This window comes from Halovenus anhuiensis (assembly GCF_037080055.1).
Classification (GTDB): Archaea; Halobacteriota; Halobacteria; order Halobacteriales; family Haloarculaceae; genus Halovenus.
On the sequence record NZ_JBAOJI010000006.1, the window covers coordinates 148,707 to 165,601 of the forward strand.

15 protein-coding genes are annotated in these 16,895 nt (G+C 63.0%); 8 read left to right on the plus strand and 7 right to left on the minus strand.

The annotated features are described in order from the left end of the window. Positions 1–4 precede the first annotated feature (4 nt). The 4 genes from tgtA to polX are packed head-to-tail and all read right to left on the minus strand — an operon-like array spanning position 5 to position 4,260. On the minus strand, positions 5–1,465 hold the full coding sequence (gene tgtA / locus V8P86_RS14455; RefSeq protein WP_336327994.1) for a tRNA guanosine(15) transglycosylase TgtA: 1,461 nt from the start codon (positions 1,463–1,465) through the stop codon (positions 5–7). 31 nt (positions 1,466–1,496) lie between these two features. Beyond that, positions 1,497–1,976 (minus strand): DUF5797 family protein, encoded by a 480-nt coding sequence (locus V8P86_RS14460; protein WP_336327995.1) that lies wholly within the window; start codon positions 1,974–1,976, stop codon positions 1,497–1,499. 32 nt (positions 1,977–2,008) lie between these two features. Continuing rightward, positions 2,009–2,476 (minus strand): Mut7-C RNAse domain-containing protein, encoded by a 468-nt coding sequence (locus V8P86_RS14465; protein ID WP_336327996.1) that lies wholly within the window; start codon positions 2,474–2,476, stop codon positions 2,009–2,011. Next, positions 2,476–4,260 (minus strand): DNA polymerase/3'-5' exonuclease PolX, encoded by a 1,785-nt coding sequence (gene polX, locus V8P86_RS14470; RefSeq protein WP_336327997.1) that lies wholly within the window; start codon positions 4,258–4,260, stop codon positions 2,476–2,478. The genes V8P86_RS14465 and polX overlap by 1 nt, the downstream gene beginning before the upstream one ends. Before the next feature lie 85 nt (positions 4,261–4,345). On the opposite strand from polX, the gene V8P86_RS14475 reads away from it, so the two are divergent. Together V8P86_RS14475 and V8P86_RS14480 are read left to right on the plus strand one after the other, a co-directional pair. After that, positions 4,346–4,888 (plus strand): PH domain-containing protein, encoded by a 543-nt coding sequence (locus tag V8P86_RS14475; RefSeq protein ID WP_336327998.1) that lies wholly within the window; start codon positions 4,346–4,348, stop codon positions 4,886–4,888. 68 nt (positions 4,889–4,956) lie between these two features. Then, positions 4,957–5,148: a heavy-metal-associated domain-containing protein gene (locus V8P86_RS14480; RefSeq protein WP_336327999.1), complete on the plus strand. Its 192-nt coding sequence runs from the start codon at positions 4,957–4,959 to the stop codon at positions 5,146–5,148. A 49-nt stretch (positions 5,149–5,197) separates the two neighbouring features. Here the strand turns inward: V8P86_RS14480 and V8P86_RS14485 are convergent, their stop codons facing one another. Then, the gene (locus V8P86_RS14485; RefSeq protein WP_336328000.1) at positions 5,198–5,815 is read right to left on the minus strand and encodes a TetR/AcrR family transcriptional regulator; all 618 of its coding nucleotides are present in this window, start codon (positions 5,813–5,815) and stop codon (positions 5,198–5,200) included. Between the two features lie 321 nt (positions 5,816–6,136). Between V8P86_RS14485 and V8P86_RS14490 the strand changes: the two genes are divergently transcribed. Together V8P86_RS14490 and V8P86_RS14495 are read left to right on the plus strand one after the other, a co-directional pair. Next, on the plus strand, positions 6,137–9,142 hold the full coding sequence (locus V8P86_RS14490) for an MMPL family transporter (RefSeq protein ID WP_336328001.1): 3,006 nt from the start codon (positions 6,137–6,139) through the stop codon (positions 9,140–9,142). A gap of 60 nt (positions 9,143–9,202) precedes the next feature. Then, entirely contained in the window at positions 9,203–10,006 is an 804-nt protein-coding gene (locus V8P86_RS14495; protein WP_336328002.1) for an enoyl-CoA hydratase/isomerase family protein, read from the plus strand. On the opposite strand, the gene V8P86_RS14500 is transcribed toward V8P86_RS14495, so the two are convergent. Then, positions 10,007–10,255 (minus strand): hypothetical protein, encoded by a 249-nt coding sequence (locus tag V8P86_RS14500; RefSeq protein ID WP_336328003.1) that lies wholly within the window; start codon positions 10,253–10,255, stop codon positions 10,007–10,009. It lies immediately after the preceding gene. Positions 10,256–10,442: 187 nt separating this feature from the next. Beyond that, on the minus strand, positions 10,443–10,904 hold the full coding sequence (locus V8P86_RS14505; protein ID WP_336328004.1) for a DUF7523 family protein: 462 nt from the start codon (positions 10,902–10,904) through the stop codon (positions 10,443–10,445). 71 nt (positions 10,905–10,975) lie between these two features. Here V8P86_RS14505 and V8P86_RS14510 point away from each other — a divergent pair, with 71 nt between their 5' ends. The 4 genes from V8P86_RS14510 to V8P86_RS14525 all read left to right on the plus strand — a co-directional run bounded on the left by V8P86_RS14510 (position 10,976) and on the right by V8P86_RS14525 (position 16,798). Beyond that, the gene (locus tag V8P86_RS14510) at positions 10,976–11,869 is read left to right on the plus strand and encodes a CbiX/SirB N-terminal domain-containing protein (RefSeq protein ID WP_336328005.1); all 894 of its coding nucleotides are present in this window, start codon (positions 10,976–10,978) and stop codon (positions 11,867–11,869) included. An 84-nt stretch (positions 11,870–11,953) separates the two neighbouring features. Beyond that, entirely contained in the window at positions 11,954–13,027 is a 1,074-nt protein-coding gene (locus tag V8P86_RS14515; RefSeq protein WP_336328006.1) for a DR2241 family protein, read from the plus strand. A 24-nt stretch (positions 13,028–13,051) separates the two neighbouring features. After that, positions 13,052–14,560, plus strand: a complete 1,509-nt coding sequence (locus V8P86_RS14520; protein WP_336328007.1) for an amidohydrolase — start codon at positions 13,052–13,054, stop codon at positions 14,558–14,560. Positions 14,561–14,641: 81 nt separating this feature from the next. Further along, positions 14,642–16,798, plus strand: coding sequence for a sensor histidine kinase (locus tag V8P86_RS14525; RefSeq protein ID WP_336328008.1), 2,157 nt, complete (start codon positions 14,642–14,644; stop codon positions 16,796–16,798). Positions 16,799–16,895: the final 97 nt, after the last annotated feature.

The window sequence follows — 16,895 nt, forward strand, 5'->3', positions numbered from 1 at the left end:
GGCCTTACTGGCCATACAGGGGTCTGACCGTCACGCCGTCGGGGAGGTCAGCCAGCACAGTTTCCGGCCAGCCGTCGTGGACGACGGTAAGTGATGTGTCCGGATTTGCCGCGGCGAGCCGCCGAATACCTCGGACTGCTGCCTCGTAGGCGGGCCGTTCGAGTGCGTCGGGGCGCTGTGCGGTGAGGGGATAGACATCCGACAGCGCGGGCGGAACCGGGCCAAAGGGCGGGATCAGTCGCCAGCCGTCGTCGCCGGGAGAACCGACGGTCAGCCGCAGGTCGTCGGGGGCGTCCAGTCGGCCCAGCCGTTCGTGATGCCGGCGCACCTCCGGCCGGCGGGCGCTCTCGCCGGAGACGTAGAAGAAGGCGTCTTTTGCGACCGGATCGGTCCGGCGCAGTTGGTCGGCGTAGTGCAAGAGTGTGCGGTAGCCATCGAGCATCGCTGGATGCCCGCGTGCCCGCGCGTCGACGAGTTCGAGCAGGTTGCCGCCGCGGATCGCCTGCCGAACCCGTCGGATCTCGCCGAAACTGACCGCGAGGTTGTGTTCGGCGAGCAGGCGGTGTCGCTCGGTTTCCTCGGCCGCACGCAGGTCCTCGGGCGTGTGGGCCATACAGACTGAACACTCACACGGGAAGTGATCGAGTTCGTCGAGATGCTGCGTCCCGCGAACAGTCAAGTATCGCTCGTCGCGGGCGTACAGCGCGTAGGCCGCGGAATCGAACAGATCACAGCCCATCGCCGCCGCCAGCGCGAACATCATCGGATGGCCCGCGCCGAACAGGTGGACCGGGGCGTTCTCGCCCAGGCCGCGCTTGGCCGCCGCGACGACGTGGACCAGGTCGTCGAAGCGGTACTCGTTCATCAGTGGCACCATCGCGCCGATTGGGAACAGATCGAGGTCTGTCTCGTCGGCCTCTCGTGCTGCTCGCTGGCGGATGTCCAGATGCGTCGAGCCCTGCACCGGCGCGGTGACGAGCATCTCGCCGGTGTCGACAGTCTCGGCGAGTTCGATGCGCTCCTGTGTCGTTCGCTGCTCCTCGTCGGCCTGCTCGCGCGACACGTCGGGCGGAGTCGGGATGTCGATTGGCGTGCCGATGTCGGAGCCGATCTCCTGTTGGAACTGCAGAATCTCCTCGGTCGTCACGTCGATCTCGCCGTACTCCGAGAGCTGGAAGGAGCCGGAGTCGGTCATGATCGCGCCCGAGAAGTCGAGCAGTTCGTGCAGTCCCTTCTCCAGTACTGGCTCGCGGAGTTCGTCGCTGCCGTGGAGCACGTAGCTGTTCGTGATCAGAATCTCCGCACCGAATCTCGATTCGAGTTCTGCCGGCGGCACCGTCTGGACGTGTGGATTGACGACGGGCAACAGTGCCGGCGTCTGGATGGTCGTGTCTGCTCGCGGAACGTCGAGCGTTCCCAGCCGACCAGCCCCGTCGTAGTCCTGCACCTCGAAAATCTCTCTCATCGTCGTCCCTCCATCTGTTGTTCTCGGACCATCACTCCTCCCCCGTGTCGATGACGATTCGGTCGCGCTCGATTGCCAGCCGGAAGGTCGGGACGGTCTTGCGCACCCGTTTGACCAATCCCTTGTCGGTCAGGCTGTGCAGGGCAGATCGAACGTCGTCCACCTCTGCGTCGGTTTCGCTCTCGACCGCGTGGAGGGTCGCGACGACACTTTGCGGTTCCTCGTCGGGACCAGGGAGGACGCCGACGATCTGTCGCTGCAACTCCGTCCCCGCGACCTGTCGTTCGCCGGTGTCGACATCGCCGCCGCCGACTATCTCTTCCGCTTCGGGCGTCGCACAGATCATCGAGTTCTCGTCGCGGTAGTAGTAATCACCGAGTTCAGATTCGAGATACTGGTGGACCTCGCTGCCGCCCTCCATCCCCCACTGATCCTGTAACTCCGCGTTCTTGGTGGGCTGGAGTTCGACCACGTCCGCGAGACGCTTTTGTGCCTCCTCGGAGAGACTCATTACCCTCTCTACTCGATAGCCTGTAAAGCGCGTTATGGATTCGAGTCGCCCGTGGCCGCTCCCACGATGGCAGTCACTCGCTCCCAGTGGCTGCCTTTCCAGAAGTGCTGGCCGCACTCTCGGCACTGCCAGATGGGCTCGATGCCGTCCGGCGCGTGCTCCGGCCGCGGGTCGCCCTCTCCCAACCTGTCGACCCGCCCGTTGCAGACGCTACAGCGCTTTGGCTCCTCGGGCAGTTCGATGGCGAACCCCTCCTCGGCGAGTTCGCGGAGTTGGTCGCCGACCTCGCGGGTGGTGAGCAGGACCGCCCCGTCGGTCTGGTCGGCGAGTTCTCGATCCCGCGTCACCAGCGTCCGCCCCTCTCGTTCGGCCAGTCGTCTGGTCGCATCGTCGGCCTCGACACCCTCCTCCTGTGCGTACAGCGTGTCGTAGCCGCACATTCGCAGGTAGGTGGCGAGTTTCCCGAGCATCACGTCGAGCAGCAGTCGGTCTTCGGTCATCAGTCCAGAAACGCCCGTACTTTGTCGACCGGTCGGGTATTGAGTACGTCCTCGGTTTCGGCCCATCCGCGCCGAGCAGTGTGGACACCGTATCGGATGTACTCGAGACTCGACGGTTCGTGGGCGTCGGTGTCGATGACGACCGTCGCACCCGCCTCCTGAGCCTGTTTCACCGCCTGACCCGACAGGTCAAGCCGTCCGGGGTTCGCGTTGATTTCCAGAGCGGTGTCGTGTTCTGCGGCGACCGCTCCTAGCCGTTCGATATCCAGATCCATGCCCGAGCGCTGGTTGAGTCGCCGTCCCGACGGGTGACCGAGGATATCCACTTCGGGGTGGCTGGCTGCCTCGACGAGACGGTCGGTGCCGTCGCCGTCGAGACCGCTGTGCGGCGAGGCGACGACCAGATCCAGCGCTTCGAGCACATCCGCTCCCACTGAGATTGTGCCGTCGGCCTCGATGTTGGCCTCGACGCCGGCGAACACCTCGATGTCCGCCTCTTCGCGGGCGGCGTCGATCCGGTCGATCTGCTCGCGGAGTTCGTCGTCGTCCAGACCGACGCCGCTCAGGATTCCCGGGCCGCTCGCGTGATCGGTGATGGCGATGTACTCGTGGCCGAACGCGTCGGCGGCTGCGATCAGTTCGGGGATCGAGTTCCCGCCGTCGGACCACTCGGAGTGCATGTGCAGGTCCCCGCGGATCTCGGAGTGGTCGAGCAGGTCGGGCAACTCACCGGCGGCCGCCCGTTCGACTTCGCCGCGGTCCTCGCGCATCTCTGGGGGTATCCACTCCATTCCGAGGGCGTCGTACATCTCCGCCTCGTCGACGCCGGCGACTCGCTTGCCGACCCGCTGGCCGCTGTCGGGATCCTCGACCTCGGCCACGTCGTCGTCGGACTTCGTCCGACTGCCTGAGGCGCTTTGCGCCTCTCTGAACACGCCGTACTCGTTTACCTTCAGGTCCTGATCCAGCGCCCGGTTGCGAACGGTGACGTTGTGCTGTTTGCTCCCGGTGAAGTACTGCAAGGCCGCCCCAAACTCCTCGTCGTCGACGACGCGCAGATCCACCCGAACTCGCTCGATCCGCAGACTCGCCTTCGAGGTGCCAGCCTCGATGATGTCGTCGGCAAACTCCAGACCAGTGAACGCGTCGATCACTCCCCCCGGGTCGTCGCTGCCGACCAGCACGTCCACGTCGCCGACGGTCGGTTTCCAGCGCCGGATCGACCCGGCCAGTTCACAGCGCTGGACGGCGTCGTGTTCGAGCAAGGCCTCTCGAACGCGCTCGCCGCGCGGGCGTGCTCGATTTAACAACTGGCGTTCGTGGGCCGTCCGGGCGAACTCGATGCCGTCGAGGATATTCTGTTCGGTCTTCGGGCCAAAGCCCGAGACATTCTGGATCTCCTCCGCACGGGCGGCCGATTCCAGGTCGTCCAGTGTCTGCACGCCCAGCGCCTCGTAGAGCGCTCCGACGGTTTTCGGCCCGACGCCCTCGACGCGAGTGAGCGCCGCCATCTCGACGGGCATCTCCGCGCGAAGTTCTTCGAGTTCCTCGATCTCGCCGGTCTCGAAATACTCGACAATCTTCGCAGAGATGGCGTCGCCGACGCCCTCGATTTCGGCAACGGCGTCCTCTCCGTCCGCCGCGAGGGCCGCCACGTCGTCCGGATAGTCGCGGATATTCTCGGCGGCCCGGCGGTAGGTACGGGGTTTGTACTCCACGTCCTGGGCCGCCAGCAGATCGGCGAACTCTTCGAGGCGTCTGGCGACCTCGTCGTTGCGGCTCATACCTGCCTTCGGGGCGGAAGGAAAATAAAACGTCTCTCCGGGTAGCCAGCGCGTACTAATAGGCCAGGATCACCGACACGAACTCATGTTTCCGTCTCTCGTGCTGGCGTCGATCGAGACGGCGGACTGGCTGCATCTCTCGGACGGCGAACAGATCCAGTGGACGGGCCGTCCCTCGGTGTACACCATCGCTCTCTCGATTGCGACCGGCTTCATCCTCGCAGTGCTCGGGATCACCCTCTCGCTGTGGCTGTTACCGAGAGCCGACGCCTCCGCGCTGCCGCGCTGGCTGGGGTATCTTCCGCTCGCGCTCACGGCCGTCGGTTTCGGGAGAGCGGCGGTCACGTATCTGCACTGGATTCGACTGCGCTACGTGATCACCGACGATCAGGTCTACGTCAAGTACGGCCTCATCTCTCGGGATGTCACGCAGATCCGTCTCGACCGGGTCCAGAACACCTCTTACGAGCAGTCGATTCTGGAGCGAGTACTGAGTTTTGGAGACGTTCGGCTCTACACGGCCGGGACGGACGCCGAGGACATCACGCTCAGTAACGTCCCTGATCCGGAGGTCGTCAAACGAATCGTCACCTCCCATTTGAGCGATCAGACCGAAGCGGACAGGTAAGCAGTATCCTGATCGGACGATTGCGGACGATCATAAGAGCCTTTGATTTGCCGAGCCAACAGTCGGATATGGAGCTGACAGTCACCGGAATGTCCTGTGACGGCTGTGAACAGAACGTCGAAGACGCCGTGTCGGAACTGGACGGCGTGACCGGCGTCGAGGCTGACCACGAGTCCGACAACGTCGTAATCGAAGGCTCGGTGTCGGACGCGGACGCCCGGGCGGCCATCGAAGACGCCGGCTACGAACCTGCTGACTGATCGTTTCTGAGGACGACCTCGACGCCGGTGTTGAACGCTCGTTCAACGATTACTCCTTCTCCGGGTTGTCTTCGAGCAACAGCTCTCGGACGTACCGCTCGAACTCGGCACGGGACTCTTCGAGGCCCGCGTCGTTGCTGGTCACACGCTGAGTCAGCGTTCCGGTGAAGGTAATCACGAACAGCGCCGCCGTCTCTCGCGGATTGACTTCCTGAAAGACGCCTTCTTCGATGCCGGACCGGATGATGTGTTCGACCTGTTTGCGAATGAAGCGGTCGGCCCGGGTGAAATATTCGCGGTACTGTTCGTCGTGGGCCGCCTGTGCGCGGAGTTCGACCAGCGCCTGTGCGAAGTGGTCGTCGTTCGCGACATCTTCCGGCGGAAACGTCTCCTCGACGATGCTCTCGATGTGGTCTTCGGCGGTATCTCCGGTCAACGGCGGCAGTCCGTCCATTCGGTCGAGCATGAATCCGAGAAAATCCTGGAGCAGGTCGTCTTTGCCGTCGTAGTGGTGATAGAGGAGCGATTTGCTCTTCGGGAATTCGTCGCTGATTCGCTGAATCGTCAGATCGCTGTATCCGTGCTTGCACAGCGCCAGGTAGGTCGCTTTCAGAATCTCTTCGCGCGTGCCCTCTGGCTCCTGTAAAAACGGCGGGACACCGTTCATCGTCTCCGTCCGCCTCCCGAAGCCGAGAACTGCCTACGTGTCGGTTCGATACCCACCGTATTCGGTCCCCGAGGACTGTTCTCTCCGATGCTCATACTAAACCAGTTCGACCCCAGGTACTAAAGTTGATTGAATAATCAATCAGTTACCGGCTATTTTCGCCCTCTGACTGTGCTAATTCGACATTTTAGGGACGAAAACGTCATTGTTGGGCTTCGACAGGTATAAGCCGTTGAATGAACATTCAGTCAATATGGGCCAGACAGAACTCACGCGTAACATCCGGTATCCACCCGTAGGTTCGTCGCTGAGGTGGTGTCGGTGAGTCTTCCGGATCGGTTCGCGACGCTGATCACGCGGTATAGCAAGGTCATGATCGCCGCTATGCTGGTCGTGACGGTCATCGCGGGAGCAGGGGCCGGCATGATCGACCAATCGTCCTCGCTGGAGCAGTTCCAGAGTGACACTGTCGAGCAGGAGAAACTCACGTACATCGAGGAGAACTTCCAGACCGGTGCAGAGAACACGTCGACGGCACAGGTGATCTTGCGTGGTGAGAACGTCCTCACGCAGGACGCGATGGTCGAGAATCTCCGTCTCCAGCAGGAGTTCCGCGACAGCGAGAACATCAACCAGACCCTCGTCAGCGAGCGGCCGACGGTCAGCGTCGCGAATCTGGTCGCCACGTCGTCGATCATCGGCGACCAACGGCAGGAACTCGAAACGACCGCCGCGGAGTTCGAGCAACTGAACGCGACCGTTCGCGAAGAGGGCGCTGCACTACAGCGCCGCAACGCCGAACTGAACGCGACGACCGACGCGCTTCGGACGGCGCTCGAAACACTCCAGCGAAACCCCGACGCCGAACCGCGGGCCCAGTTCGAGGCGATTCGGGAGAACACATCGGTCGAACTCGACGAGGGCCAGTACGCGACGTTCAACGAGTCGGTCCAGTTGCTCCGCAGCACCGACAACGAGACGCGGATCGAGCAGGCGTATCGGCAGGGGACCCAAGGCGTGCTCGCGCCCGAGTACGAGGACCTCGAACAGCGACGGACCGACCTCCAGTCCCAGCAAGAACGCCTCCGGGAACTCGGCTCGCAACTCGAACGACAGCAAACCAGACTGGAGGGCCTCTCCCCGACGCTGGACGAACAGATCGAGACCCTCCAGTCGCTGAACAGTACTGCCTACGACAGTGCGGTTCGATCCGTCCTCAGTGAGGACGCCAGCGGGCAGTTGAACGGGCTGGCGTTCATGCCGATTGGCTACGAGCCAGGCTCGACGAGCGCGAACGCGACGATGATGCTCGTGACACACCAGTCCGAGGGAACGACTCAGACCGGCTCTGCGTCTGACGCACTCGTCGACGCACAGCTCGAAATGCAGTCACTCGCCGACGACAGAGCCGAAGACAGCGGTTTCGAGACCATCGTCTTCGGGACCGGGATCCTCTCGAACGAGATCGACAACTCGATGGGCGACAGCCTCGCCATCGTTGGACCGCTCGCGCTGCTGTTCGTCGTGCTCGCACTGATCATCGCCTACCGGGATATACTCGACATCCTGCTCGGACTCGGCGGGATCGGTGCCGTACTCGTCTGGACGTTCGGCTTCATGGGCTGGGCCGGCATCGACTTCAACCAGATGTTCATCGCGGTTCCGGTCCTCCTCATCGGGCTCTCGATCGACTACGCGATTCACATCTTCATGCGTCACCGCGAGCAACGGCAGGCGAGCGAGGGTGAGGGCGTCCGCGGATCGATGCGCGTCGCGCTGGCCGGCGTCGGCGTTGCCCTCGTCTGGGTGACGGCGACGACGGCCATCGGGTTCCTCTCGAATCTCACGAGTCCGGTGCCGCCAATCCAGGACTTCGGGATCGTCAGCGCCGTCGGGATCACGGCTGCCCTTCTCATCTTCGGCATCCTGGTTCCCGCACTGAAGGTCGAAGTCGACGAGTTCCTCGAAAGCCACGGCATCTCCCGCGACAAGCGCGCCTTCGGCACGGGTGACGGCCGATTCAGTTCGGCGATTTCGCTCGGGGCAACGGCGGCCAAGAAGGCACCCATCGCAATCTTGCTCGTGGCGATTCTCGTGAGCGCGGGCGGTGCGTACGGGGCCACGCAGGTCGACACCAGCTTCAACCAGGAGGATTTCATCGCGGAAGAGCCACCTAACTGGACTAACCAGCTTCCCGAACCGTTCAAGCCGGGCGAGTACTCGATGAAAGAGAACCTCGACTACGTCAACAACAACTTCGTCCGCGAAGACTCCCAGGCACAGATTCTCGTCGAAGGAAACGTGACCGATCCGGCAACGTTACAACGACTCGACGATGCCGAACGGCAGGCCGCTGACAGCGATGTCGTTGTCACGCTCTCGAACGGCGAAGCCGACGTGCAGAGTCCGCTTCGCACGATGCGACAGGTCGCGAGCGAGAACGACTCCTTCAACGCGACGTTTACGGCCGCGGACACCGACGGTGATCGGATTCCGGATCGGAACGTCAAGGGCGTGTACGACGCGCTGTTCGCCACCGCACCTGAAGACGCCGGAAACGTCATCTCCCGGACTGACGACGGCGAGTACCCGGCGGTCCGGATGGTCGTTTCGACGAGCGGGACCGCAGCGATGAGCGACGTGACCGACGAGATGCGAACGATCGCGTCGGGCCTCGATAGCAGTGGCCTCGAAGCCACCGCGACCGGACAGACGATCCTGTTCGATATCATCCAGGATCAGCTTCTCGATACGGTCATCGAGAGTCTGTTGATCACACTGCTCGCCGTCTTCGCGTTCCTCATGCTCATCTACCGGATCACGAACGACAGTGCGACACTGGGAATCGTGACCCTGCTCCCGGTCCTGTTCAGCGTGACGTGGATTCTCGGGACCATGTATCTGCTCGACATTCCGTTCAACATCATGACAGGGATGATCACAAGCCTCACTGTCGGACTCGGGGTCGCCTACAGCATCCACATGAGCGAACGGTACATTCTCGAACTGAAACGGACGGGCTCGGTTTGGGAGGCGATGTCCCGAACGGTCACCGGCACCGGCGGCGCTCTCCTCGGGAGTGCTGCCACGACCGTCGGTGGGTTCGGCGTCCTCGCCTTCGCCATCCTCCCGCCGCTGCAGCAGTTCGGGATCATCACTGGGATGACGATCATCTACGCCTTCCTCGCGAGCGTGCTCGTCCTTCCGAGCCTGCTCGTCCTCTGGACGAAGTATCTCGGACCGGAGGCGAACTTCAGTGACGCCGCCGAGGACGTGACGACACCGGCAGCCAGCGACGGCGGCCGCGTCGAAGACGCAGATCAGTAATCACCCGAGTTTGCAGTTTCGACCTGTGGTTTTACAGTACTGTCCGTCGCAGCCGGAGGTATGAACAGTTCGACGGAGATGGACCACGGACTCGCTCGCATCGACCGCGACGGCCACCGTGCGGAGGTTGTCATCCAGCGCGCGGAGAAACGCAACGCGATGAACGAGTCGCTGATGCGGGACCTGAATCAGGCCTTCCGAACGCTTGACGAGGATACGGAGATCCGCGCGGTCGTCCTCCACGGCGAGGGACCGGTGCTGAGTGCGGGGATGGATCTGGAGATGATGCGCGGCCTCGCCGACGAATCGACTGACGTGTCGGTCACGGAGTCGCTGTTTCCTGACCTGCTCGAAACCATCGAGGACTGTTCGGCCCCGACGATTGCGGCGATCCACGGCGCGGCCCCGGCCGGAGCCTTCGAGTTGACGCTGCCGTTCGACTTTCGGATCATCGACAGCGAGGCCAAATACGGCGTCGTCGAAGTCAAACTCGGCACCTTCCCGCACGGCGGCGCGACCCAGCGCCTGCCCCGGCTGGTGGGCCTGGCCAAGGCCAAAGAGATCGTTCTCACCGGCGAGTACATCGATCCGCAGACCGCCGCCGACGCCGGACTCGTCCGGGAAGTCGTCGAGCCTGGGGATGTCGTCGAGACGGCACGACAACTGGCCGACGAACTCGCCGAGAACGCACCCATCGGGATGTCGATGGCAAAACAGGCGCTCAACGCCGCTGGTGAGATGGCACTCGACGAAGGATTGGCGTTCGAGCGCGCACTGGCCAAGGAGACCTACCGGACCGAAGATTATCAGGAGGGCGTCCAAGCGCGACTAGAGGGCCGCGACCCGGAGTTCCGAAACGAGTGATCACTTCCGTTGTAGCCGGTCGGTAATCTCGATGTCCGGCTGTTTGGTTTCGCCGAGTTCACACGCTCGATCAGTGGCACGGAGCGCGGTGATGATCGCCTCAGCCTGTTCGGTCTCCGTTTCGAGATCCAGCGACTGCAGAGCGGCCTCCAACCGCGCCGTTGCACACTGGAGCTGATACTCCGGCTCCGTCGGCGGCGCGGTTCGGTCGCCCTGCGTTCGGTTGCTAAGTTCTTGCGGCTCTGACATAGACTGCTCTACTAGCTGTTTCCACGTAGTTATACGCTTGCTAATTGGTAGCAACCCTCAGTAAATCCACTGCAAACTACTAGTCGGATACGATCTGATCCAATTGTTTGATATCGCGGTATACGATTTATTAGATGCGTTCAAGCGACCTACTCAAAAGTCACGAATCCAGCGCTACCGGCGAAAATCAGGAGGAACAGACCGATTCGACCAGTCGAAGCGCGTCGGGTCCGTCGCGGCGCTGGACGACCACGAGAATCGCTTCTGGATCGTATCCGGACCCGCGAACCTCGATATCGGCAGTTTCACAGCGAGCGAGCACACGGCGAAACAGCCGGATCGAGACCGCCCCGCTGACCAGAATTGCCGTGAGGGTCCCCTCGCCGGACACGAATCCCGTCTCGCCGACAGTCAACAGCCCGCCCTCACCGCGGCCGAGTCCGGTCTCCATCGTTACCCGCACGTCCGTCTCGTCGGCATCGTAGCTGAGTTCCTCACCGTACCGCCGGAGCGCGGCCGCGACGGCCTCCTCGTCGCCGATGTCGAGAAACCGGGCCGCCGCCGAGTAGTTGAGCACCCCGGCTTCGAGTGCGTCGTGGATGAAGGGATATTCACACGCCGCTTCGCGGGCCTGTTCTGCGAGGGTCATACCCGATGCAACTGGCGGAAGTGGCTTAATTATTCGCAGGCCCTAAGCCGCTCTCGCCCCAACTGCGGCGTATGTCAACCGCCCTCGTCATCGCGGCCCACGGCTCGCACAAGAATCCGGGGTCGAGCGCCCCTGCCTTCGATCACGCCGATCAGATCCGCGCGACGGGTGCCTTCGACGAAGTTCGGGAAACGTTCTGGAAAGAAGAACCCTCGTTCCGTGAAGTTCTGCGGACCGTCGACGCCGACGAGGTGTACGTCGTCCCGCTGTTCATCAGTGAGGGCTATTTCACTGAGGAGGTAATTCCCCGAGAACTCCGCCTCGACGAGTGGGATCCTGAGCTGTGGGATTCGGACGGCACGAGCGCCGACACAGCAGTTCTCACTGCCGGCGATACCGGTCAGACGGTCAACTACTGCGGTCCCGTCGGGACCCACGACGCGATGAGCGACGTGATCGTCCAGCGCGCAAAATCGGTGACCGACGATCCATCAGTGGGAGACGGCTTCGGCCTCGCTGTCGTCGGCCACGGCACCCGCCGCAACGAGAACTCCGCGAAGGCCATCGAGTACCACGCCGACCGCATCCGCGAAATGGACCGCTTCGAGGAGGTGCAGGCGCTGTTCATGGACGAGGATCCCGAAATCGACGACGTGACGGAGTACTTCGAGACCGGCGATATCGTCGTCGTCCCACTCTTTATCTCCGACGGCTTCCACACGCAGGAGGATATCCCGGAGGATATGGGACTGACCGACGACTACCGAACCGGTTACGAGATTCCCGAGACGGTCGACGGCCACCGCATCTGGTACTCCGGAGCCGTCGGAACAGAGCCGCTACTCGCCGATGTCGTCCTCGAACGGGCCGACGAGGCCGGGGCTGCTGTCGAACAGGCACACGCTCAGGTCCGTGCACGGACGAAGACGACTCCCGAGGAGCCACCGTCCGCTGGGCTGCGGTGACCTGCCCGCAACTCCCGGTGCGACCGGACTCCAGTATTCCCCGGAATCGGCCGACTTTTCCGCGCTCACGTCTTCTCGTTGTGTATGTCACACGGGTACGTCGACGCGCTCGTCGAGACTGCCCCCGACGGGATTTCCTTCGACGGGCTCGAAGTCGAATTCGACGGTGCGTACAGCTACCGCACGCCCGAAATGGAGTTGACGGGCCTCACAGAACCAGCCGTACGGGAGCTTGCAACCGGCACACCACACGTCACGAACTGGTATTTCTGGCACGCCGTCGCGCCGCAGAAAGACGACCGATGGGCGTTTCTCCGCTGGCTGGAGGGCGACGATCCGGTCCCCGACCGGTACGATCGGCTCGCGGACGGTATCACTACGGAGTGGGGCCAACTCCACATCACGGCTCGTCTCGATGGCGACGGTCGCCGGCGATATCGACTCTGTCACGTCGACGATGCCGGAGCAGACGCACTGGAACGGTACGACGACCCGTTGGCGGCCCGCGAACTCGCGACACATACTGACGACGGGAGCTACCGGCCGCTGAAGACCGCGCCGACGCTGCGAACCGGCTGGGAGTTCCCCGACCTGGGTCCCGCAGAACTGGTCCAGGCGGTCGATTTCTTCTATCCAGCGACGATTACGAACTGGCAGCAGGAGCGGACCGGCCAGTTGGACGTGAGCCACTGGCGGGAGACGATGGCGCGCCAGACTGGGATGTACGGCGTCATCGAGACGTGGGACCGCGGCGAGGGTCACGACCACGTCGAGTGGGTCGCCGAGAGTTGCTGTCGAGACTCGCAGTGTCTCAAACGTCGCCGCTGGCAGTACGACGACGAAACTGAACTGGAGACGCCCGGTGGCGACGGCCCGTTCCCTTGTCGGGAACCGTGTTCGCTCGTGATCACGGCCGCCCGGAAGTTCACCAAACTCGACGCCGAACAGACCCAGAGCTACGAGTTCGAGCTGACGCCGAGCGAGAAGGAACAACTCGAAGCACTGGTCGACGCTGTCGCCGACGGAGAGATCGAGAATGTCCGCGACGCGGACCTCGGTGAGGGTGCAAACCGATTCCGTGCCCGGTTCTTGCGTGCCCGGCGGTTCGACGACGAGGGAACTCTCGGTCGCCCGACCGAAGATAGGGCAAACGATTAACGGCCTCGGTGAGCCAGTAGAGGTATGACAGAGGCCGCAGATCTCGTCTTGCGCAACGGCCGGATCCGAACGCTCGCCGGCGATACTGCCGAGGCGGTCGCCGTCAGGGACGGCCGGATCGCAACAGTCGGCCGCACCAACGAGGTCGACTTTCTCGTCGGTGTCGAAACGACTGTCGTCGACCTCGACGACCGCGTCGTTCTCCCGGGATTTATCGACGCTCATACGCACATGGACCTGCTCGGCAAACAGCAGGTCGAGGCCGACCTCTCCGACGCCGAGTCGCCCAGTGATTGTCTCGACGCACTCGCGGCCAGATGCGAGGAGACCGACGGCTGGATTCTCGGCTTCGGCTACGACGAGAGTCGCTGGAACGGCGCGTATCTCACCCGCGAGCAACTCGACGAGGTGAGCACGGACCGATCGGTCGTCGCCTACCGGGAGGACCTCCATCTCGCCTCGGTCAACAGCGTCGTCCTCGACCAGTTCGGCGACCAACTCCCCGGCAAGTACGTCGACCAAGAGTCGGGTACGCCGACCGGTGTGCTCCGCGAAGACGCGCTTTCAGTTCTGCGCGAGCAGATCGATCCTGGCCCGGAACGGATCCGCGAGTATCTGCGCACCGCCCAGGCGTACGCCCACCGCCACGGCGTGACGAGCGTCCACGACATCGTTCGTGACCCCGACGTCGCCCGCACGTACCGCGAACTCGATCGCGACGGCGAGCTCACACTCCGAGTTCGCCTCAACTACACTGCCGAGCATCTGGATGCCTTCAAAGGTATTGGACTGGTGAGCAACCACGGAACGGAACACCTCCGGACTGGTGCGATCAAAGCCTTCGCCGACGGGAGTTTCGGGAGCCGAACGGCCCGCCTCTCGGAGCCGTACGCCGACAGCGAGGACCGCGGTGAGTGGACGACGCCACCGACGGAGCTGGCGGAACTCGTCGACCGAATCGACGAGGCCGACCTGCAAGCCATGATCCACGCTATCGGCGACGACGCGGTCGATGCCGTCGTCGATGCCTACGAGGAAACGATGGGCCAACGGCATCGGATCGAACACGCAGAACTGCTCTCGACGGAGCGGATGGCAGACGTCGCAGCGGAAGATATCGTCGTCTCGGCGCAGCCGAATTTCCTCAAGTGGGCCCGCGAAGGTGGCCTCTACGACGACCGGCTTGGCGAACAGCGGCGACGGCAGACCAACCAGTTTCGCCGCGTTCTCGACGTCGAGATTCCGCTGGCGTTCGGCAGCGACTGCATGCCGATGGATCCGCTCTTTGGCATCGAGCAGGCGACGAGCGCGCCCGAAGAGAGCCAGCAACTCGACACCAGCGAGGCGGTCCAGGCGTACACGCTCGGCGGTGCCTACGCTGGCTTCGACGAGAACTGGCTTGGCACTATCGAACCCGACAAACGCGGTGATTTCGTCGTTCTCGATCAGTCTCCATGGGAAAAGTCTGACATCGGCTCGCTCGCCGTCGAGATGACGATTGTGGACGGTTCCGTCGTCTACCAGCGGTTCTGAGACTTATCATCTCCTATTGTAATCAATACTGATAACCAATGTCCATGCTTTCTTATACCATGAGGTGTACAGTCAGCGTGTATGCTCGAGCCGTTGGTCCTCGCATACGTCGGTGACGAGAAACGTGGGCTCGACATCGTCCGTGCCCTCGATCAGCGGCTGCACCGTCCTGTTCACCTCCTCACGACGACGCCGGCGGAAACCGCCGAGATCATCGAGACCTCCTTTCTCGATGCGGTCGTCTGTGGGATGATCGAGGGAGACGACCTCCAGCAGGTCGTCGATGCCGTCGCCGACGGTAACCCCGACGTGCCGGTATTCGATCTGAGCGGCGCGATCGCTGCCGTCCCCGAGACGGTCGAACTCCACCAGATCTACCCCGGGGAGAGCCGTGCGGAGGCCGCAGACGAACTGGTTGGACAGGTGCTCAGCGCCTCCAGCCAGCGCGACCAGCACGTCCCGCGCTCGCTCGGTCAGTATATCGCGCTGGACAACAACTGGGTCGTGACCGACTGGGATCCACGGCTCGAAGCCTGGACGGATCTCTCACCCGCAGCGGCGACCGGCAACCGCCTCTGGGAACTGCTCCCCGAGTGGGAGGAGACCGAGTTTCAGGAGCTGTGCCGGCGCGTCCGCGACTCCGGAGAGCCGACGACGACGGATATCTACCACGAACCAGCCGACGCCTGGCTCGATGTCCGGGCGGTTGCGCTGGACAGCGGCGGTATCGAGTGTTTTCTCCGGGATATCACCGACTACAAACAGGCCGAGCAGTTCGAGGGGCCAAGCGAACGGTTCGAGAACACGCTCGAACGCATCACAGACGCCTTCTTCGCGCTCGACAACGAGGATCGGTTCGTGCTGTTGAACAGCCGTGCCGAACAGGTGCTGGATGTCGAGGAATCTGAAGTCACGGGCGTCCGCTTCTGGGACGCCTTTCCGGCGGCGATTTCGACCAGCTTTTACAGCAAATTCAACGAGGCGATGCGGAGTCAGGAACCGACCAGTTTCGAGGAACATTACCGGCCCCGGGATCGGTGGTTCGAGGTCAACGCCTATCCCTCCGACGACGGCCTCTCGGTGTTTCTCCGGGACGTGACCGAGCAGGTCCAACTCCAGCAGAAACTCGAATCGCTGCACGACGTGACCCGAGAGCTCATCGTCGCCGAGTCTGACACCGAAATCGCTGAAGGGACCGTCGAGGCAACCGAAGAGATCCTCGACTTTCAACTCGCGGCCGTCTGGCGGTACAACGACGCGACAGACAAACTCGATCCGCTGGCGTGGTCCGAACAGATCGACGACCGCGTCGAGGAGATGTCTCCGCTCGGCCAGGACAGCGAGTTCATCTGGGAGGTCTACGAGAGCGGCCAGTCCCGCGAACTCGGCTTCGTTCCGGCGACGACCTCGACCTCCCATCATCCCGGGAAAGTCACCTCCGAACTGCTCGTCCCGGTCGGCGAATACGGCGTGATCGGCGCCTACTCCGATCAGCGCGATGCTTTCGACGAGACTGACGCCGAGTTGTTTCGGCTGCTCGCGAGTACGGTCGAGTCCGCCTTCGCCCGGACACTGCGGGAGCGACAACTCGCCCAGCGCAACGAGCGACTCAACGACTTCGCGAGCGTCGTCAGCCACGACCTGCGCAACCCGCTCAATATCGCCTCAGCACACGCCGAACTCGCGCGAGACGCCGAGGACCCGCAGCCCCACATCGAGAAAATCGACACCTCGCTCCAGCGGATGGAGGATCTGATCGAGGATCTGCTGGCTCGGGCCCGCGGCGATCAGGACCTCGACCGCGAGCCCATCTCGCTGTCGGCCATCGCCCGAGACGCTTGGGAGAGTGTCGATACAGCCGAGGCGACCCTCGATCTCGAAGGGGACGCCCGGTTCGACGCCGACCCCGACCGCCTCCAGCAGTTGTTCGAGAACCTGATCCGAAACAGCATCGACCACGGCGGCGAAGACGTGACCGTTCGGATCGGCGTCACCGACGACGGCTTCTTCATCGCCGACGACGGTCCCGGCGTCCCTCCGGAGAAACGCGACGACATCTTCGAGCAGGGCGTCACCCACTCCGAGGAGGGGACCGGCTACGGCCTCGCTATCGTGACCGACATTGTCGACGGCCACGGCTGGTCGATCACCATCGACGATAGCTGGGCCAGCGGCGCTCGCTTCGAGATCTGTGACATCCGCTCGCTGTCGGACGTTGCTGAGGCGCAAACCGGCTGAAACGGCCTCATTCTCCGAGAATGGCTGTTCGACTGTGATCTCTCTCGCGTGACCTCTGTTTAAGTAATAAATCAATAAACGATATATCGAATGGGCT